Source organism: Geodermatophilus obscurus, from assembly GCF_900143215.1.
Lineage (GTDB): Bacteria > Actinomycetota > Actinomycetes > Mycobacteriales > Geodermatophilaceae > Geodermatophilus > Geodermatophilus obscurus_A.
Genome location: NZ_FRDM01000005.1, coordinates 223,414 through 243,300 on the forward strand (window position 1 = coordinate 223,414; position 19,887 = coordinate 243,300).

At 75.4% G+C, this 19,887-nt stretch carries 16 protein-coding genes; 15 read left to right on the forward strand and 1 reads right to left on the reverse strand.

Annotation, left to right across the window (positions count from 1 at the left end):
• Window positions 1-226 precede the first annotated feature (226 nt).
• From BUB17_RS07775 to BUB17_RS07845, 15 genes are all read left to right on the forward strand, one after another.
• The gene (locus tag BUB17_RS07775; RefSeq protein WP_072915857.1) at window positions 227-1,798 is read left to right on the forward strand and encodes a UDP-N-acetylmuramoyl-L-alanyl-D-glutamate--2,6-diaminopimelate ligase; all 1,572 of its coding nucleotides are present in this window, start codon (window positions 227-229) and stop codon (window positions 1,796-1,798) included.
• A 5-nt stretch (window positions 1,799-1,803) separates the two neighbouring features.
• Window positions 1,804-3,231: a UDP-N-acetylmuramoyl-tripeptide--D-alanyl-D-alanine ligase gene (locus tag BUB17_RS07780; RefSeq protein ID WP_244277037.1), complete on the forward strand. Its 1,428-nt coding sequence runs from the start codon at window positions 1,804-1,806 to the stop codon at window positions 3,229-3,231.
• Window positions 3,228-4,307, forward strand: a complete 1,080-nt coding sequence (mraY, locus tag BUB17_RS07785) for a phospho-N-acetylmuramoyl-pentapeptide-transferase (protein ID WP_072915860.1) — start codon at window positions 3,228-3,230, stop codon at window positions 4,305-4,307. The genes BUB17_RS07780 and mraY overlap by 4 nt, the downstream gene beginning before the upstream one ends.
• Before the next feature lie 191 nt (window positions 4,308-4,498).
• Window positions 4,499-6,034, forward strand: a complete 1,536-nt coding sequence (gene ftsW, locus BUB17_RS07790) for a putative lipid II flippase FtsW (protein WP_244277026.1) — start codon at window positions 4,499-4,501, stop codon at window positions 6,032-6,034.
• Window positions 6,031-7,128 (forward strand): undecaprenyldiphospho-muramoylpentapeptide beta-N-acetylglucosaminyltransferase, encoded by a 1,098-nt coding sequence (gene murG / locus BUB17_RS07795; protein WP_072915863.1) that lies wholly within the window; start codon window positions 6,031-6,033, stop codon window positions 7,126-7,128. Before ftsW ends, murG begins: the two co-directional genes overlap by 4 nt.
• A gap of 52 nt (window positions 7,129-7,180) precedes the next feature.
• Entirely contained in the window at window positions 7,181-8,650 is a 1,470-nt protein-coding gene (gene murC, locus BUB17_RS07800; protein ID WP_072915865.1) for a UDP-N-acetylmuramate--L-alanine ligase, read from the forward strand.
• Window positions 8,647-9,450: a cell division protein FtsQ/DivIB gene (locus tag BUB17_RS07805; RefSeq protein ID WP_072915867.1), complete on the forward strand. Its 804-nt coding sequence runs from the start codon at window positions 8,647-8,649 to the stop codon at window positions 9,448-9,450. Before murC ends, BUB17_RS07805 begins: the two co-directional genes overlap by 4 nt.
• Window positions 9,451-9,683: 233 nt before the next feature.
• A complete protein-coding gene (locus BUB17_RS07810; RefSeq protein ID WP_072915869.1) occupies window positions 9,684-10,268 on the forward strand; it encodes a peroxidase-related enzyme in 585 nt (194 codons plus the stop codon).
• A gap of 359 nt (window positions 10,269-10,627) precedes the next feature.
• Entirely contained in the window at window positions 10,628-11,905 is a 1,278-nt protein-coding gene (ftsZ, locus tag BUB17_RS07815; RefSeq protein WP_072915872.1) for a cell division protein FtsZ, read from the forward strand.
• A 192-nt stretch (window positions 11,906-12,097) separates the two neighbouring features.
• Window positions 12,098-12,799 carry a peptidoglycan editing factor PgeF gene (gene pgeF, locus BUB17_RS07820; protein WP_072915876.1) on the forward strand — a complete coding sequence of 234 codons (702 nt, stop codon included), beginning with the start codon at window positions 12,098-12,100 and terminating at the stop codon, window positions 12,797-12,799.
• A 76-nt stretch (window positions 12,800-12,875) separates the two neighbouring features.
• On the forward strand, window positions 12,876-13,616 hold the full coding sequence (locus BUB17_RS07825) for a YggS family pyridoxal phosphate-dependent enzyme (RefSeq protein ID WP_083606140.1): 741 nt from the start codon (window positions 12,876-12,878) through the stop codon (window positions 13,614-13,616).
• 31 nt (window positions 13,617-13,647) lie between these two features.
• Window positions 13,648-14,463: a cell division protein SepF gene (locus BUB17_RS28195; protein WP_083606142.1), complete on the forward strand. Its 816-nt coding sequence runs from the start codon at window positions 13,648-13,650 to the stop codon at window positions 14,461-14,463.
• 46 nt (window positions 14,464-14,509) lie between these two features.
• Window positions 14,510-14,809 carry a YggT family protein gene (locus tag BUB17_RS07835; protein ID WP_072915881.1) on the forward strand — a complete coding sequence of 100 codons (300 nt, stop codon included), beginning with the start codon at window positions 14,510-14,512 and terminating at the stop codon, window positions 14,807-14,809.
• A 103-nt stretch (window positions 14,810-14,912) separates the two neighbouring features.
• Window positions 14,913-15,647 (forward strand): DivIVA-like cell division protein Wag31, encoded by a 735-nt coding sequence (wag31, locus tag BUB17_RS07840; protein ID WP_072915883.1) that lies wholly within the window; start codon window positions 14,913-14,915, stop codon window positions 15,645-15,647.
• A 96-nt stretch (window positions 15,648-15,743) separates the two neighbouring features.
• A complete protein-coding gene (locus tag BUB17_RS07845) occupies window positions 15,744-16,520 on the forward strand; it encodes a hypothetical protein (RefSeq protein ID WP_072915885.1) in 777 nt (258 codons plus the stop codon).
• A gap of 129 nt (window positions 16,521-16,649) precedes the next feature.
• Here BUB17_RS07845 and ileS read toward each other — a convergent pair whose 3' ends face one another.
• Complete coding sequence (ileS, locus tag BUB17_RS07850) at window positions 16,650-19,811, reverse strand: isoleucine--tRNA ligase (protein ID WP_072915888.1); 3,162 nt, start codon at window positions 19,809-19,811, stop codon at window positions 16,650-16,652.
• Window positions 19,812-19,887 lie beyond the last annotated feature (76 nt).

A 19,887-nucleotide genomic window follows, 5' to 3' on the forward strand; every position in this document is an offset into this window, starting at 1 on the left:
TCGCGGTCCGGTCCGGTCCTGTCCGGTCCGGTGGTGATCACGGAGCTCCGGTGCCGACACGTCGGGGAGCTCGGGTGTCGCCACCGCAGCTCCATGGTCGTCGGCGGGGGGAGGGGTCGGCGGCCGCCGTCGAGACGGGCGGCGGGACGGGGCCGTCGGCGGGCGGTGGCGCCCGCCCGCGTGTGGGCGGCGGCCGGCGGTAGGCCCGCCGGTAGATTGGAGTCCCGTGAGCCAGAGCGGGAGGGGGACGGCGTCCCGGCCGACGGGGACCGGCCCCCTGACCCTCGCCGACCTCGCCGACCTGCTCGGCGCGCCCGTCCAGGGCGACGCCGGCACCGCGGTCGCCGGCGTGACGCTGGCCTCCGGGGAGGTCGGCCCCGGCGACCTCTACGCCGCCCTGCCCGGCGCCCGCACGCACGGCGCCCGGTACGCGGCCGACGCGGCGGCGCGCGGTGCGGCCGCCGTCCTGACCGACCCGACCGGCCGAGAGGAGGCCGCCGCCACCGGTCTGCCGGTGTGCGTCGTCGACGACCCGCGCGGCCTGCTCGGCGCGGTGGCGGCGCGGGTCTACGGCGAGCCGGCCCGGCGGCTGCAGGTCATCGGGATCACCGGCACCAACGGCAAGACGACGACGAGCTACCTGGTCGAGGCGGGCCTGGCCGCCGCCGGCCGCGGCACCGGCCTGGTCGGCACCGTCGAGACCCGCACCCGCGGCCGCGCCGCCGACGGCACGCCGACGGTCACCACCCTGCCCAGCGTCCGGACGACACCGGAGGCCCCCGCCCTGCACGCGCTGCTGGCCCGGATGGCCGACTCCGGCGTGCAGACGGTCGTCATGGAGGTCTCCAGCCACGCGCTGGTGCTCGGCCGGGTGGGCGGCATCCCGTTCGCCGCGGCCGGCTTCACCAACCTCGGCCGCGACCACCTGGACTTCCACACCGACCTCGAGGACTACTTCCAGGCCAAGGCGCGGCTGTTCGACGGCCGCGCCGCCGTCGAGGTGGTCGACGTCGACGACCCGTACGGGCGGCGGCTGGCCGGCATGCTCGGCGGCCGCCGCGCGGTCACCGTCTCCAGCCAGGGCGCCGACGCCGACTGGACGGCGACCGGCCTGGCCCCGGCCCCCGGCGGTGGAACGGCGTTCACCCTGGCCGGCCCGGGCGGGCACAGCTGGCCGGCGCGGGTGCGGCTGCCCGGGGCGTTCAACGTCGCCAACGCCGTCCTGGCCGTGGCGCTGCTCGACGCGGTCGGGGTGCCGGTGGAGACGGCGCTGACCGGGCTGGCCGAGACGGTCGTGCCCGGCCGGATGGAGCCGGTGGACGCCGGCCAGCCGTTCGTCGCCGTCGTCGACTACGCGCACACCCCCGACGCCGTCGCCACCGCCCTCGCCGCGCTGCGCGCCGCCACCTCCGGCCGGGTCCTCACCGTGCTCGGCTGCGGCGGCGACCGCGACCCCGGCAAGCGGGCGGCGATGGGGGAGGCCGCGGCGCGCGGCAGCGACCTGCTCGTCGTCACCGACGACAACCCGCGCTCGGAGGACCCCGCCGCCATCCGCGCGGCGATGCTGGCCGGCGTTCCCGCCGATCGGCGCGGCGACGTGGTCGAGGTGGGTGACCGGCGCGTGGCGATCGCCGAGGCCGTCGCCCGCGCCCGGCCCGGCGACGCCGTCCTGGTGGCCGGCAAGGGCCACGAGACCGGCCAGGACGTGGCCGGCACCCTGCACCCCTTCGACGACCGCGCCGTGCTGCGCGAGGCCCTGGCGCAGCGTGCGCCGGCCGGAGTGGAGCCCAGAGCGTGATCCAGATGAGCCTGGCCGAGGTGGCCGAGGCGGTGGGTGGCCGGCTGACGCCGGACGCCGTCGGCACCGTCGCCGGGAAGGTCACCGTCGACTCCCGCGCCGTGGCACCCGGCGACCTGTTCGTCGCCGTGCCGGGGGAGCGGGTGGACGGGCACGACTTCCTGGCCGCCGCCGCGGACGCCGGCGCGGTCGCCGCCCTGGCCACCCGCCCCGACGGCGCGCTGCCCTGCGTGGTCGTCGACGAGCCGGTCGCCGCGCTGGGCCGGCTGGCCGCGGCGGTGCACACCCGGCTGGCGGGCGCGGGCGGGGCGCGAGGACACCGCCTCGTCACGGTCGGCATCACCGGCTCCTCGGGCAAGACCAGCACCAAGGACCTGCTCGGCCAGGTGCTGGCCACCGCGGGCGCCACGGTCAGCCCGCCCGGCTCGTACAACAACGACATCGGCCTGCCGCTGACCGTGCTCGACGCCGACGAGGACACCCGCTTCCTCCTGCTGGAGATGGGCTCGCGGGGTCGGGGGCACATCGCCCGACTGTGCCGGGTGGCCCGGCCCGACGTCGGCGTCGTGCTCAACGTCGGCTCGGCGCACCTGGGCGAGTTCGGTTCCGCCGACGAGATCGCCGTCGCCAAGGGTGAGCTGGTCGAGGCGCTGCCGGCCGGGGGGACCGCCGTCCTCAACGCCGACGACCCCCGGGTGATCGGCATGGCGCCGCGCACCCGGGCCCGGGTCGTTCCCACCGGCCGGTCGGCAGCCGCCGACGTCCGGGCCGAGGACGTCGCCCTGGACGAGGCCGGCCGGGCCGGGTTCACGCTGGTCGCCGGCGGAGCGCGTGCCGCGGTGCGGCTGCAGGTGGTCGGCGAGCACCAGGTCGCCAACGCGCTCTCGGCCGCCGCGGCCGCGCTCGCCGCCGGGATGGCGCCCGACGCGGTCGCCGCCGCGCTGTCGGCCGCCGTCCCGCGCAGCCGCTGGCGGATGGAGGTGACCCGCCGGGACGACGGCGTCACCGTCGTCAACGACGCCTACAACGCCAACCCCGAGTCCATGCGCGCCGCGCTGGCCGCGCTGGCGGGGCTGCCGGCGCGGCGGCGGGTCGCCGTCCTCGGCGCGATGGCCGAGCTCGGCCCCGGCGCCGCCGACGAGCACGAGCGGCTGGGCCGGGACGCCGTCGCCGCCGGGGTGGACCTGGTCGTGGCCGTCGGGCCGGATGCGGTAGGGATAGCCGACGGGGCGCTCGCCGCGGGTGCTCGCGAGGACGGCGACGCGGACGGGGGCGCGGACAGGCGCGCGGTGCGCGTGCCCGACCGGGCGGCTGCCCGGGAACTGCTGACGGAGGTGCTGGTGCCCGGTGACGTCGTGCTGGTGAAGGCCAGCCGGTCCTACGGGCTCGAGGTGCTCGCGGCCGACCTCCTCGCCGCCGGGGCAGGCGCGTGAGGTCGATCCTGATCGCGGCCGCGTTCGGCCTGGTGATCTCCATCCTGGCCACGCCGGTCGCCGTGCACCTGTTCCGCCGCAAGGGCTTCGGGCAGGAGATCCGGGACGACGGCCCCGAGAGCCACCTGGCGAAGAAGGGCACGCCCACGATGGGCGGCACCGTCATCGTCGGGGCGACGGTCGGCGGCTACCTGATCGCCCACCTGTTCCTGATCGACCAGCCCGGCCGCGGGGTGACCGCCAGCGGCCTGCTGGTGCTGTTCCTCATGGTGGGCCTGGGCACCGTCGGCTTCCTCGACGACTACCTGAAGATCCGCTTCCGCCGCAGCCTGGGGCTGAACAAGACCGCCAAGCTGGTCGGCCAGCTGGTGGTCGGGGTGGCCTTCGCCGTCCTGGCGCTGAACTTCCCCGACGAGGCCGGCATCACCCCGGCCTCGGAGTTCGTCTCCTACGTGCGCGACATCGGCCCGCTGTTCCTCGGGTCGGTGGGCTTCGTGGTCCTGGCCTATCTGTTCATCGCCGGGTTCTCCAACGCGGTGAACCTGACCGACGGCCTCGACGGGCTGGCCGCCGGCTGCTCGGCGATGGTCTGCGGCGCCTACACGATCATCTCGTTCTGGCAGTTCACCCACGACTGCACCAGCGAGCTGATCGACGGCTGCTACACCGTCCGCGACCCGCTCGACGTCACCCTGGTCGCCGCCGCCGGGCTCGGTGCCTGTCTGGGCTTCCTGTGGTGGAACACCAGCCCGGCCCGGATCTTCATGGGCGACACCGGCTCGCTCGCCCTGGGCGGGCTGCTGGCGGGGCTGGCGGTCGTCACCCGCACCGAGCTGCTGCTGGTCGTGCTCGGCGGGCTGTTCGTCGCGGTGACGCTCTCGGTGGTCATCCAGGTGGCCTTCTTCCGGGCCACCCGCCGCCGGGTGTTCCGGATGGCGCCGCTGCACCACCACTTCGAGCTGGCCGGCTGGACCGAGAACACGGTGATCGTCCGCTTCTGGCTGGTGACCGGGATGTCGGTCGCCTTCGGGCTGGGCCTCTTCTACGCGGATTGGCTGGCGTTCGCCGGGCTGTGAAGAACGACCACCCTTCCCCCCGTGAAGCACCCCCCTGCCCCCCACCGCTCGCAGGCTCGCGGCGGGCCCCTGCAGGGCGGCCGACCCAGGCTCGACGCGGACCCCTGAAGGGTGGCCGTTCCAGCACCTCACCACCGCGACACGCCCCAGCGGTGCGCCGGGAGACCCGCACCACCGGCCACGATGGCCGGATGGAGTCCACCGGCGTCCCGACCGCTCCCGAGCGGCGCCGGACCGTGCCGACCGGGCGCGGGACGCCGGTCCACCGGTTGACGCCCCCGGCCTGGCTCGACGGCCCCATGACCAGCTGCCAGCTGGTCGTCGGCGCGGCCGGCATGCTCCTGGCCATCGGCCTGGTCATGGTCTTCTCCGCCTCGGCGATCGAGGCCGCGCTCAACGACCAGCCGGCCTGGCGGCCCGGTGTCGACCAGGTCGTCTTCGCCGTCATCGGCCTGGTCGCGCTGCTGGTGGCGGTGCGGCTGCCGGTCGGCCTGGTGCGCCGCTGGGCGCCGATCGGCCTGCTCGTCGCCGCGGCGCTGCTGGTCGCGGTGCTCGTCCCGGGCATCGGCATGGAGCTCAACGGGTCCCGGGCCTGGATCGACCTGGGCTTCACCAACTTCCAACCCTCCGAGCTGGCCAAGCTCGTCTTCGCGCTGTGGGGTGCGCACATCCTGGCGGCGCGCGACCGCTTCCTCACCGTTCGGACGCTGCTGGTCCCGCTGCTGCCGGTGTTCGGCGTCCTGTCGTTCCTGCTCTACCTGGAGCCGGACTTCGGCGGGGTCGTCAGCCTCGGCCTGGTGCTGGTCGGACTGCTGTGGGCCGGGGGGCTGCCGCTGCGGTACTGGGCCGGGCTCGCCGTCGTCGGCGCCGGCGCCCTGTTCCTCATGGCCTGGACCGCCCCGTACCGCTGGGAGCGGGTCACCTCGTTCCTGGACCCCTTCGCCGACCCGTCGAACGCCGGCTTCCAGGCCATCCGCGGCTTCTACGCGCTGGCGGCCGGCGGGCTGTGGGGCGTCGGTCTGGGCAACAGCGCGATGAAGTGGAACCTGCTGCCCGAGGCGGAGTCGGACTACATCTTCGCGATCGTCGGCGAGGAGCTCGGCTTCCTCGGCTGCCTGGTCGTGGTCACCCTCTACGGCCTGCTCGCCCACGCCGGTTTCCGGATCGCCCGCCGCACGGCCGACCGCTTCGTGCAGCTGGCCTGCGTGGCGATCACGGTGTGGCTGGTCGGGCAGGCAGCCCTGAACATGGGCTACGTGGTGGGTCTGCTGCCGGTCACCGGCCTCACGCTGCCGCTGGTCTCCGCCGGTGGCACCTCGCTGGTGCTCACCCTGTTCATCGTGGGGCTGCTCATCCGCTTCGCCCGCTCCGAGCCCGAGGCCGTGGAGCACCTGCGCCGGGCCGACCGCAACCGGCTGTCCCGCTGGCTGCTGCCGGTGCCCGAGCAGACCGTCGACCCGGTGCGCCCGCGCCGCGGCCGCCGTTCCGAGCGGCCGGCCGAGGGCTCCGGCCGCGCGCCCGAGCGACCCGCGCGTCGCTCCGCCGTCCCCGGTGCCCGCACCGTCGCCCGCGTCGTCCCGGTCCCGCCGGGGGAGCGCGCCGCGCGCGAGCGGGTGCCGGCCCGCGAGCGGCGGACGACGGACGGCCGCGGCCGGATCCCCGAGGCCCGCCGGCAGCCGCCACCCCGGGCCAGAGCCACCCCCGAGCAGCCGCGGCGGCCACGGTGAGCGTCAGCGTCGTCCTGGCCGGCGGCGGCACCGGCGGCCACATCGAGCCGATGCTCGCCCTCGCCGACGCCCTGCTGCGCCGCGGCGCGATCGAGGGCGGGTTGCGGATCACCTGCCTGGGCACCGCTCGGGGCATGGAGACCCGGCTGGTCCCCGCCCGCGGTTACGACCTGCGACTGATCCCGCCCGTGCCGCTGCCGCGCAGGCCCACCCTCGACCTGCTGCGGGTGCCCGGCCAGGTGGTCCGCTCGGTGTCCGAGACCCGGGTGCTGCTGCGCGAGCTGTCCGCCGGCGTCGTCGTCGGCTTCGGCGGCTACGTGGCGCTGCCGGCCTACCTGGCCGCCCGCCGCGAGCGGGTGCCGGTCGTCGTGCACGAGCAGAACGCGCTGCCCGGCCTCGCCAACCGCATCGGCGCGCGGGTCGCCGAGCGGGTCGCCGTCACCGTGCCCGGCACGCCGCTGCGCGGCGCCGAGCACGTTGGCATGCCGCTGCGGACGGCGATCAGCACGCTGGACCGTCCCGCCCGCCGCGCCGAGGCCCGCGCGACCTTCGGCCTGGACCCCGGCCGGCCCACGCTGCTGGTCGTCGGCGGGTCGCAGGGCGCGGCCTCGCTCAACCGGGCCGCCGTGGGCGCCGCCGACGCGCTCACCGCCGCCGGGGTCCAGGTGCTGCACGCCCGCGGGCCCAAGAACACCGACGTGACCGTGTCGCCGCGCGCGCCCGGGCAGGCCCCCTACGTCGTCGTCGACTACCTCGAGCGCATGGACCTCGCCTACGCCGCGGCCGACCTGGCCCTGTGCCGGGCGGGCGCGGTCACCGTGGCCGAGCTGTCCGCGGTCGGGATGCCGGCGGTGTTCGTGCCGCTGCCCATCGGCAACGGCGAGCAGCGGCGCAACGCCCGGCCCGTCGTCGACGCCGGGGGAGGACTGCTGGTGGACGACGCGGACCTGTCGCCGTCCTGGATCGAGGAGCACGTCATCCCGATGGTCACCGACCCGGCCACGCTGGCCCGGTACGCCGAGCACGCCGCGGCCGCCGGCGCCCGGGACGCCGACGAGCGCCTGGCCGACATCGTGCTGGAGGTGGCCCGGTGAGCGAGCCCGTGCCGGCGCGGACGCGGCCGACGAGCGCCGGCGAGGAGGACGAGTGAGCGCGGCTGCGGTGGCGGCGTGGGCCGACCCGGTGCCGAGCCTCGAGGAGCTCGGCGCGGTGCACTTCGTCGGCATCGGCGGCGCCGGGATGAGCGGCATCGCCCGCATCCTGCTGGCCCGCGGCGTACGCGTCTCCGGCAGCGACCGCCGCGACACCCCGACGCTGCTGGCGCTGCGCGCGCTCGGTGCCCGGGTGGAGCTCGGTCACGACCCGGGCCACCTGGGGGACGCCGACACCGTCGTCGTCTCCACCGCCATCCGCGACGACAACCCCGAGCTGGCCGCGGCCCGCGAGCGGAACCTGCGGGTGCTGCCCCGCGCGGTGGCGCTGGCCGCGGTGATGGCCGGCAAGCGCAGCGTCGCGGTGGCCGGCACGCACGGGAAGACCTCGACGACCTCGATGCTCACCGTCGCGGTGCAGGCCTGCGGCGTGGACCCCTCCTTCGCCATCGGCGGCGACCTCAACGAGTCGGGCAGCAACGCGCACGCCGGCAAGGGCGACGTCTTCGTCGCCGAGGCCGACGAGAGCGACCGCTCCTTCCTGCTGCTGGCCCCGCACGGCGCGATCGTCACCAACGTGGAGGCCGACCACCTGGACAACTACGGCGACCTGGCCGCGGTCGAGGCCGCCTTCGACCGCTTCCTGCAGACGCTGGACCCGGCCGGCTTCCTCGTCCTGTGCGCCGACGACCCGGGCTCGGCGCGGCTGCGCACCGTGCCCACCCCGGCCCGGGTGCGCACCTACGGCACCGCCGAGGACAGCGACCTGCGGCTGGTCGACGTCGAGGTGGGCCCGGAGACCACCGCCTGGACCGCCGTGCTCGACGGCGAGGTGCTCGGCCGGGTGTCGATCCGGGTGCCCGGCGAGCACATGGCCCGCAACAGCGCCGCCGCGCTGCTGGCCGGGCTGGAGCTCGGCCTGCCCGCCGAGGAGCTGGTCACCGGTCTGGGCCGCTTCGGTGGGGTGCACCGCCGCTTCGAGCTCAAGGGCACGGTCGGCGGGGTGCGGGTGTACGACGACTACGCACACCACCCGACCGAGGTCGAGGCGCAGCTGCGCGCCGCGCGGGCGGTCGCCGGCGCCGGCCGGGTGGTCGTGGCCTTCCAGCCGCACCTGTACAGCCGCACGCGAGAGTTCGCCGCCGCGTTCGGTGCAGCCCTCGGCCTCGCCGACGAGGTCGTGGTCATGGACGTCTACGGCGCCCGTGAGGACCCGGTTCCCGGCGTCACCGGCGCGATGGTCGCCGACGCGGTCGCCCTCCCGGCCGAGCGGGTGCACTTCGAGCCGTCCTGGTCGGCCGCGGCCCCGGCGCTGGCCGAGCGGGCGCGCCCCGGCGACCTGGTGATCACCATGGGCGCCGGCAACGTCTCCATGGTCGGCCCGGAGGTCCTCGAGGCACTGCGGGCCCGACTGGCGCCGCCCGGCTCGCCGGACGGTGGCGACCCGGGGGGTCCCGCGCGGTGAGCCGTTCGGGGACCACCACCAGCGACCGCGCAGGCGGGGGGTCCTCGCGGGCCGGCGGCGAGCGCCGCCCTCGGGCCGCCCGGCGGAGGCCACGCGGGAGCACCCCGGCCGACCGGCGGCGACGGCTCCTGCTCCGCGGCGGCGTCGCCGCCGCGGTGCTCGGCCTGCTGGCCTGGCTGCTGTGGGGGAGTCCCGTGCTCGCCGTGGCCGACGTGCGGGTCGACGGCGCGGGCACGCTGACCGCCGCCGAGGTCGTCGACGTGGCGGGCATCGCCGAGGGGACGCCGCTGCTGCGAGTCGACGTCGACTCGGCCGAGACCCGCGTCGCCCGGCTGCCGCAGGTGGCCGGCGTCGAGGTGACGCGTGGCTGGCCGCGCAGCGTCGTGGTCACCGTGGTCGAGCGCGTGCCGGTCGCGGTGGTCGAGGAGTCCGGCACCCGTTCGCTGGTCGACGCCGACGGCGTGCTGTTCGACACGGTCACCGGCAACCCGCCGGCCGGGGTCGTGCCCCTCGACGTCGCGGACCCCGGCCCCGGGGACCGGGCGACCCGCGCGGCGCTGGCCGCCCTGGTCGCGCTGCCCGAGGACGTCCGCGGCGACGTGGCCGGAGCCCGGGCCCGCAGCGCGGAAGACGTCACGCTCACCCTCGAGGACGGCACCACCGTGCTGTGGGGGAGCGCGGAGGAGGCCGGCGCGAAGGCCGACACGCTCGTCGCGCTGCTCGGCCAGCTGCAGGCCGGGAACCTCGGGCCGGCCGGCACCATCGACGTCAGCACCCCCTCGGCGGTCGTCCTCCGGTGACAGGAGGACCCCGTCCTCTCCACTCCTCGTAGCAGGACCCGCCCTCCTCACCGCGAAGGACCCCGCCCTCCCCGCCCTGCGTCGAAGGACCCCGTCCTCCTCACCGCTCGCAGGCTCGCGGCGAGCCCCTGGACGGGGCCGACCCGGGACGGGGCCGCGGCGAGCCTCTGGACGGGGCCGGCGGACCCGCCGTGGGGGTGGCCGGGCCAGGTCCGGTGGGAGAGGGTGGCCCGGTGAGCACCGGGCCGGTCAGCCGCTTCCCCGTCCCCCTGCGCGACGAGCTGCCCGAGCAGCTGCGCGAGCGCTACGCCGAGGTGGAGGAGCGTTCGGGCTTCCTGCCCAACGTCTTCGCCGCGCTGGCCTGGCGCCCGGCCGAGGCGGCGGCCTTCTTCGCGCTGCACGACGCCCTCATGGACAAGGACACGCCCGGCCTGTCCACGGCCGACCGGGAGCTGGTCGTGGTCGCCACCAGTGCGGCCAACGACTGCCTGTACTGCGTCGTCGCCCACGGGGCCATCGCCCGGATCCGCGCCCGCGACCCGTACCTCGCCGACCAGGTCGCCGTCGACTGGCGCAAGGCGCCGGTGTCCGACCGGCTGCGCGCCGTCCTCGAGGTCGCCGTCCGGCTGGCGGTGGACCCCGTGGCGGTCACCGCCGCCGACCTCGACCGGCTGCGCAGCCATGGCCTGACCGAGGACGACGTGTGGGACGTCGGCGCGATCGTGTCGTTGTTCGCGCTGTCCAACCGGCTGGCGCACTGGGCGGCGATCCCGCCCAACGAGGAGTTCTTCCTGTTGGGCCGCGTCCCCCGCCGGTAGCCGGGACTGCGCTGGGTCGCCGGCCGGTGTCGCACCGTGTCCGCCGCCCACCTGCGGCGACACGCGCGGATCTGCGACACGCCCGGCGCCGCAGAACACTTCGGCGAGTTCCCGATGCCGGGCATGTCACCGCCCTCGACCTCGGCATGAGACGGCTCCGGCGCGGGTCGTCACCCACTGTGGTGCGGATGTGACCACCGCGTCGCCCGAGATCGGTGGGGACCCGCGTGTCCGACACGCCGGGCCCAGGAGGGTGCTTGTAGCGCCCGCGAGCGCCCACCTAACTTCGTGCGCGTCGACCCAGTTGACATAACTATAAGGCTTTACTTGAGGATGAGGGTCGAGGTCGGGAGCCCCACATGACACCTCCGCACAACTACCTCGCGGTCATCAAGGTCGTCGGCATCGGCGGCGGCGGGGTGAACGCGGTCAACCGCATGATCGAGGTCGGCCTCAAGGGGGTCGAGTTCATCGCCATCAACACCGACGCGCAGGCGCTGTTGATGAGCGATGCGGACGTCAAGCTCGACGTCGGCCGTGAGCTCACCCGCGGGCTCGGCGCAGGCGCGCAGCCCGACGTCGGCCGGCAGGCCGCCGAGGACCACCGCGAGGAGATCGAAGAGGTGCTCAAGGGCGCCGACATGGTCTTCGTGACCGCCGGCGAGGGCGGTGGCACCGGCACCGGCGGCGCGCCGGTCGTCGCCTCGATCGCCCGCAAGCTCGGTGCGCTGACCATCGGCGTGGTCACCCGCCCGTTCTCCTTCGAGGGCAAGCGGCGGGCCGTGCAGGCCGAGTCGGGCATCGAGGAACTGCGCAACGAGTGCGACACGCTCATCGTCATCCCCAACGACCGGCTGCTGCAGCTGGGTGACCGGAACGTCAGCGTCATGGACGCCTTCCGGACCGCCGACCAGGTGCTGCTGTCCGGTGTCCAGGGCATCACCGACCTGATCACCACGCCGGGTCTGATCAACCTGGACTTCGCCGACGTCAAGTCGGTCATGTCCGGCGCCGGGTCGGCCCTCATGGGCATCGGCAGCGCGCGCGGGGACAATCGGGCGCTGCTGGCCGCCGAGCAGGCGATCGCCAGCCCGCTGCTGGAGGCCTCGATGGAGGGTGCCCACGGCGTGCTGCTGTCGATCTCCGGTGGTTCGGACCTGGGCCTGTTCGAGATCAACGAGGCCGCTTCGCTGGTCTCCGACGCCGCACACGCCGACGCCAACATCATCTTCGGTGCGGTCATCGACGACGCCCTCGGCGACGAGGTGCGGGTCACCGTCATCGCCGCCGGCTTCGACGGTGGCAAGCCGGCGGGTCGCAAGGACACCGGCATCGCCTCGGTCCCGGCCGCCGCCCCGGTGGCCCCGCCGACCGCCCCGCGGATGCCGGTGCACCCGCAGCCGGTGGGCGGCGTCCCGACGGGGGAGCGGCTGGTCCCCCAGGCGCCGCAGGCGCAGCCGAACCCGCCGTCGACCTCGCAGCTGCCGGGCCGCGCGGCCGCCGGTGGCGGGATCACCGTGCCGCCGCTGCCGCCGGTCCCCGGCAACAACGCGAACACCGCCGCCGCGGGCCGGCGTCCGCTGTCCAACGAGGACTTCGAGGAGGAGCTCGACATCCCGGAGTTCCTGCGTCAGTAGAAGGACCCCCGTGCCCCCCACCACTCGCGAGCTCGTGGCGGGCCCCTGCACGGGGGCCGCACCCTTCCCCCCACGCCTCGCATGCTCGTCGCGGGCCCCGGGAGGGTGGCCGTTCCAGCACGGCACCTGGCTCGCGACGGGCCCCTGCACGGGGGCCGCACCGTGAGCTCCGCTTCGGCCGCCCCGCAGGCGGTGCGACCCCGACGGGTCGTCACCGACCGGCGGGGCGGCCGGTCCGTGTCTCCCTACGACTCGTTCAACCTCGGCGTCCACGTCGGGGACGACCCGGTCGCCGTGGCCGCCAACCGGGAGCGGCTGGCCCGTGAGCTCGGCGTCGCCGCTGACCGGCTGGTGTGGATGGACCAGGTCCACGGCACGCGGGTCGCCGTCGTCGACCGGCCGGTCGACGGCCCGCTGACCGGGATCGACGCCGTGGTCACCCGCACGCCGGGACTGGTGCTGTGCGTGCTGGTCGCCGATTGCGTGCCGGTGCTGCTCGCCGACTCCGCCGCCGGCGTGGTCGCCGCGGTGCACGCCGGGCGGGAGGGGGCCCGGCAGGGCGTCGTCCCCGCGACGCTGGCCGCCATGGCGCGGCTGGGCAGCCGCCCCGCCGACGTCACCGCGCTGCTCGGCCCGGCCGTCTGCGGCGCCTGCTACGAGGTGCCCCGGGCGATGCAGGTCGAGGTGGCCCGCGTCGCGCCGGCCGCGGCGGTCCGCACCCGCCGGGGGACGCCGGGACTGGACCTGCGGGCCGGCCTCGCCGAGGTGCTGCGCGGCGCCGGCGTCGAGCAGGTCGTGCACGACCCCCGGTGCACCGTCGAGGACCGCTTCCTCTTCTCCCACCGCCGCGACGGCGTCACGGGCCGCCAGGCCGGTGTGGTCTGGATGGGGTGATCCTGCACACCCGCGATCATGGCGCCGTGACCACCCGGGACCCCGTCGTGGTGGTCACGGCACCATGATCGCGGGTGTGACCTCTCCGGCCGACCGCCTGCAGGCCGTCCGTGACCGCATCGCCGCCGCGGCCCGCGCCGCCGGCCGCGACCCCGCCGACGTGCGGCTGCTCGCGGTGAGCAAGACCTGGCCGGCGGACGCCGTCCGCGAGCTCGCCGCACTCGGGCAGGCCGATTTCGGGGAGAACCGCGCCCAGGAGCTCACCGGCAAGGCCGCGGAGCTGGCCGACCTGCCGTTGCGCTGGCACTTCATCGGCCAGTTGCAGCGCAACAAGGCCGCCGCCGTCGCCCGGCTCGGGGCCGTCGTCCACTCGGTCGACCGGCTCTCGCTGGCCCGCGCCCTCGCCCGGGTCGGCGTCGAGACCGGACGGCCGGTCGAGGTCTTCCTGCAGGTCGACCTCGGTGGCCCCGAGGGGGAGCTGGCCGCCCGTGGCGGAGCCGACCCGGCCGAGGTCCCGGTGCTGGCCGACGCGGTCGCCGGAGAGGAGGGGCTCGTGCTCCGCGGGCTCATGGCGGTGGCCCCGCGCGGAGCGGCGCCCGGCCCCGCCTTCGCCCGCCTCGCGGCGCTCGCCGAGCGGATCCGGGCCGACCACCCCGGGGCGCGTGACCTCTCCGCCGGCATGAGCGCCGACCTCGAGGAGGCCGTCGCGGCCGGCAGCACCCTCCTGCGTGTCGGAACCGCGCTGTTCGGGACGCGGCCCCTACCCTCCCCGCAGGACGAGTCACACCAGTCACACGGGTCCCAGCAGCCCGGGTGACCACGCGCGCGGACGAAGAGGGGCAGGGCTGATGGCCGGAGCCATGCGGAAGATGGGCATCTACCTCGGGCTGGTGGAGGACGACGACGCCCGGGCCTACGGCCGGTACGACGCCCGCCCGGGGGACGCCGACCGCTACGACCGCCTCGAGGAGCGCCGGTACTCCCGGTACGCCGCGGAGGACGGCTACGCCCCCGACAACGGCTACGACGACCGCTACGACGTCGCGGACCGCTACGACTCCGACTACCCGGGCGACGGCTACCGCGACGGCGACCACCGGGGCGAGGACCGCTTCGCCGACCTCCCGGCCGACCTGCCGCCGGCGCCGGACCCCGAGCCGCTGGCGCTGCCCCGCCGCCCCGCGGCCAACCGCAACCTGGGTCTGGCGCCCAGCCCCGGTGGCTCCAGCGCCGCCCGTCTCGGCGGGCTGACCGGTGTCGGGTCGGTGCCCAGCCCGGCGACCGCCGTGTCCGGTCCCGTGGGGGCCGCCGGCCTCGCCGTCCGGGAGCCGGTCGCCGCCACGCCCGAGCCGGAGCCGGCGCCCGCACCGGCGCCCCAGTCGTACCGGATCACCACGCTGCACCCGCGCACCTACAACGAGGCGCGCCAGATCGGCGAGAGCTTCCGCGACGGCAAGCCGGTGATCATGAACCTCACCGAGATGGACGACGCCGACGCCAAGCGGCTCGTCGACTTCGCTGCGGGTCTGTCGTTCGGACTGCGCGGTAGCATCGAGCGCGTCACGAACAAGGTGTTCCTGCTCAGCCCGCAGGACGTCGACGTGACGGCCGAGGACAAGGCGCGGATCCGCGAAGGTGGGTTCGCGACCCGTCCCGAGGCCTGACACAGGACCGACCGGCACCCCGGGTGCCCTGGGACGAGCGAGGACCGTGGCACTCTTCTGGAACATCCTCTCGTCGGTCCTGCTCGTCTTCCTCGTGCTGCTCTTCGCACGTTTCGTCGTCGACTGGGTGATGGTGCTGGCGCGCAGCTGGCGCCCGTCGGGGCTGGTGGCGGCGGGTCTGGAGGTCGTGTACGCCACGACGGACCCGCCCCTCAAGGCGATCCGGAAGGTGATCCCGCCCCTGAACCTGGGGTCGATCCGCCTGGACCTCGCGTTTATGGTGCTTCTGATCGCCGTGTACATCCTGCGTGGCATCGTGAACAGCCTCGCGATCGGCGCCGCGTGACCGTTGTCCCCACCCGGGGCGGGGGTCCCGGTGGCCGGCCGGGGCCGGCCACCGCTCGTCCACCGTCGTCCCTGTCCCCGTTGTCCGACCCGAGGTGAAGTCGATGCCACTCACGCCTGCCGACGTGCACAACGTCGTCTTCAAGAAGCCGCCGATCGGCAAGCGGGGCTACGACGAGGACGAGGTCGATGCGTTCCTCGACGTGGTGGAGGCCGAGCTGGCCCGGCTGATCGAGGAGAACAACGAGCTGCGTTCAGGCTCGGCGACCGGTCGCACTCCGCGGGCCGTCGAGGTGCCGGAGCCCCCGGCGCCCGCGCCCGTGCCCGTCGCCGCGCCGCCGCCCCCGCCGGCGCCCGTGCGCGAGGACGACAGCGCCCGCGCGTCGCGGATGCTGGCGCTGGCCACCGAGACCGCCGACAAGTACGTGAACGAGGCCAAGGCCCAGGCCGACCAGATGGTCGTCTCGGCCAAGACCAACAGCGAGCGCATGGTCAGCGAGGCGCGGGCCAAGAGCGAGCAGATGGTCAGCGAGGCCAAGATGCGCGCCGACTCGATGATCGGGGACGCGCGCACCCGGGCCGACACCATGGAGCGCGAGGCCCGCACCAAGGCCGCCGCCCTCGACCAGGACGCCGAGCGCCGCCACGCCGAGGTCATGGGCTCGCTGGAGGAGAAGCGCAGCAGCCTGGAGCGCAAGATCGAGGAGCTGCGCACCTTCGAGCGCGAGTACCGCACCCGGCTGCGCTCCTACCTCGAGTCGCACCTGCGCGACCTCGACAGCCGCGGCTCGGCGGAGCCGGCGTCGAACAGCCGGCAGAACCAGCACGCCAGCGCCTAGCGCTCGTCGCCCGGGCCCCGGACACCCGTCCGGGGCCCGGGCGCGTTCCCGGCCCGGGGAGGGGTCGACGGCTGTGGTCCCGGTTACAGTCGGCAGGTGATCCTGGCTGCGGGTCTGCTGGTCCTGCTGGGCCTGGGACTGTTCGTCGGCGGCATCCTCACCGGCCTCGTCGCCCTCTACTGGGGGTGCGTGGCGGCGTGCGGGCTCGCTGCCGTCCTGCTCCTGGCAACCCGGCTGCGGACGGCCCGGGAGGCCCGCGACTTCGACCGGCGCGCGTCGGAGTCCGCGTCGAGGCCGGGGACGACGGGCCCGGCGACCGGAACGCGGCCGCCCGAGGCACCCCACTCCGCGCCGCGGCGGGTCGCGGACACCGCGCCCGCCGAGTCGACTGCCGCCGGCCCGGCCGGTGCGACGGCACTGCGGATGCCGGAGGCCGCACCCGAGCCGGCCGGTGCGACGGCACTGCGGACGCCGGAGCCCGAACCGGAGCCGTCGCTGCAGGAGCCGCCCGCCACCGTCCCGCCGACCACCGCGGTCGCGAACGGCCGAGCCGACGAGCAGGCCCTGGCCCGCCGCGGCGCCCACGAGCCCCCCGAGAGCTCCACGGACGCGACGACGGGGGAACCCGGCGAGGAGGACGTCGAGGTCACCGACCTGCTGCTCGTGGTCGACCTCGACGACGAGGTGCTGGTCGTCGACGAGCACCCGCGCTACCACCTGGCCGGCTGCCCGTTCCTCGACGGCCGCGACGGGATCGGCCTGCCCATGGCCGAGGCGCGCACCGACGGGTTCACGCCGTGCGCCACCTGCCGCCCGGTGCGGTACATCGCCGACACCGAGCGGGCCCGTCGGCAGGCCGCGCGCCGCAACTGAAGAAGGACCCCCTGCCCCCACCGGACAAGGACCCCGTCCTCCTCTCCCCTCGCAGGCTCGAGGCGAGCCTCGGGACGGGGCCGGCGGCGAGCCTCCGGACGAGGCCGATCCGGAGGCTCGCCACTCCGCTCAGGCGCCGGCGCGGGCCACCCAGAAGCGCGAGCCGGCCGGACCCTCGACGCCCTCGCCGTCCCCGGGCTGCTGCGCGTGCACCCGGACGGCGAGCACCTCGTCGGCGACCTGCGCACCGTGCTCGATCAGCGCCTGGGCCATCGTGTCGTCGGCGGTCCACCACAGCTGGATGCGGTCGCTGACGGCCAGCCCGCCGTTCTTGCGGGCCTCCTGGACCAGCCGCACGGCCTCGCGGACCAGGCCCGCCCGCTCCAGCTCCGGGGTCAGCTCCAGGTCCAGCGCGACGGTCAACCCGCCCCCGCTTGCCACGGTCCAGCCCTCGCGCGGGGTCTCGGTGACGACCAGGTCGCCGTCCTGCAGCGGCACGGTCGCGCCGTCGACCTCCACCGACGCCGTCCCGGCGCGGTAGGCGGCCACCAGGGCCGGCGCGTCGGCGGCGGCGACCGCCCGGGCCACCGTCTGCACCTGCTTGCCCAGCCGGCGGCCGACCGCGCGGAAGTCGACCTTCACGCTCACGTCGACCAGGTCGCCGCCGACCGCGGAGAGGTCCATCAGCTCGGCCACGTTGAGCTCGTCGGCGACCTCGGCCACCAGGTCGCGCGGCAGCTCCGCCCAGCCCGGGGCGGCCACGACCGCACGGGCCAGCGGCTGGCGGGTGCGCACCGAGGCCTTCGTGCGCGCCGAGCGGCCCAGCTCGACCAGCCTGCGCACCAGCGCCACCTGCTCGACCAGCGCGGCGTCGCGGGCGCCCTCGTCCACCTGCGGCCAGGCGGCCAGGTGCACGCTGTCGACCGCGTCCGTCAGCCCCGGAGCCACCGCCCGGGACCACACCTCCTCGGTGACGAAGGGCGTGAACGGCGCCATCAGGCGGGTCAGCACGTCGAGCACCTCGTGCAGCGTGGCCAGCGCCGCCGGGTCGCCGTCCCAGAAGCGCCGCCGCGAGCGGCGCACGTACCAGTTGGACAGGTCGTCGACGAACTGCGCGATCAGCCGGCCGGCGCCCTGGGTGTCGAAGTCCTCCAGCGCCGCGGTGACGCCCGCGGTGACGTCGGCGAGGGTGGCCAGCGCCCAGCGGTCCAGCAGCGGCCGCTCGTCCGGCGCCGGGGCGGGGCTCGAGAGCGGGTCCCAGCCGTTGGTCTCGGCGTAGAGGGTGAAGAAGCTGGCGGTGTTCCAGTAGGTGAGCAGCACCTTGCGGACCACCTCGGACAGCGTCTCGTGCCCGACCCGGCGGGCCGACCACGGCGAGCCGCCGGCCAGCATGAACCAGCGGACGGCGTCGGCGCCGTGCCGGTCCATCAGCGGGATGGGCTCGAGGATGTTGCCCAGGTGCTTGCTCATCTTCCGGCCGTCCTCGGCCAGGATGTGGCCCAGGCACAGCACGTTCTCGTACGAGTTCTCCTCGAACACCAGCGTGCCGACGGCCATCAGCGAGTAGAACCAGCCGCGGGTCTGGTCGATCGCCTCGCAGATGAACTGCGCCGGGTAGGCGGCCTCGAACTCCGCCTGGTTGCGGTACGGCGCGCCCCACTGGGCGAAGGGCATCGAGCCGGAGTCGTACCAGGCGTCGATGACCTGCGGCACCCGCCGGTAGGTGCCCTCCTCGCCGGGCCGCGTGAAGGTCACCTCGTCGATGAACGGCCGGTGCGGGTCCAGGTCGGACAGGTCGCGCCCGGTCAGCTCGGACAGCTCCGCCAGCGAGCCGACCACGAGCATCCGTGACGGATCCGCGTCGTTGCGCCAGACCGGCAGCGGCGTCCCCCAGTACCGGTCGCGCGACAGCGCCCAGTCGACGTTGTTGCGCAGCCAGTCGCCGTAGCGGCCCCACTGGATGGTCTCCGGGTACCAGTGCGTCTTCTCGTTCTCGGCGAGCAACCGGTCCTTGATCTGGCTCGTCCGGATGTACCAGGACGGCTGCGCGTAGTACATGAGCGGCGTGTGGCAGCGCCAGCAGTGCGGGTAGCTGTGCTCGTAGCGCTGCTCGCGGAGCAGGACGCCGCGCCGCTGCAGGTCCTCGACCAGGGCCGCGTCGGCGACCTTGAAGAAGTGGCCCCCGACCAGCGGGATCTCGGCCAGGAAGTGCCCGGTCGCGTCGATCGGGTTCACCACCGGCAGCCCGTAGCCGCGGCAGACGGCGAGGTCGTCGGCGCCGAACGCGGGGGACTGGTGCACCAGCCCGGTGCCGTCGTCGGTGGTCACGTAGTCGGCCAGGACGACGAAGTGCGCGTCGGCCTGCTCACCACCAGGGCCCTCGGGAAAGTCGACCAGCTCGAACGGCCGCTGGTAGTGCACCCGCTCCCAGTCCCGCCCGGTGGTGCGGGCCAGGACCTCGGCCTCCTCGCCCAGCACCGCCGCCAGCAGCGGCTCGGCGACGACGAAGGTGCCGGCGTCCGTGTGCGCCACGACGTAGGGAACGTCGGGGTGGACGGCGACCGCGGTGTTGCTCGGTAGCGTCCACGGCGTCGTCGTCCAGACCAGCAGATCGGCCCGGCCCGCCCACTCGCCGTCGGTGACCGGCAGCCGCACGTACACCGACGGGTCGGTGATCGACTCGTACCCCTGGGCGACCTCGTGGTCGGACAGCCCGGTGCCGCAGCGCGGGCAGTAGGGGGCGACCCGGTGGTCCTCGACGAGCAGGCCCTTGCCGTGCACCTGCTGGAGCGACCACCAGACGCTCTCGATGTAGGCCCGGTCCATCGTCCAGTAGGCGGTGGACATGTCGACCCAGTAACCCATCCGGCGGGTCAGGTCGCTGAAGGCGTCGACGTGCCGCATGACCGACTCGCGGCAGCGGGCGTTGAACTCCGCGATGCCGTAGCGCTCGATGTCGGGCTTGCCGGCGAAGCCGAGCTCCTGCTCGACGGCGATCTCCACCGGCAGGCCGTGGCAGTCCCAGCCGGCGCGGCGGGGCACGTGCCAGCCCTGCATGGTCTTGAACCGCGGGAAGACGTCCTTGAACGCGCGCGCCTCGATGTGGTGCGTGCCGGGTCGGCCGTTGGCGGTCGGCGGGCCTTCGTAGAAGTTCCACTGCGGCCGGCCGGCGGAGGCCTCCAGCGTGCGGGCGAAGACCTTGTCGGCCTCCCAGCGGCCCAGGACCTCCCGCTCCAGGGCGGGCAGGTCGACCTGAGGGGGCAGCGCACGGAAGGGGCCGGGTGAGCTCACCCCTCCATCATCCCCGAGCCCGCCACCCGGTCCGGACGCCGTCCCCGCGGCCGGGTCGCAGGACGGCGCTGGCCTC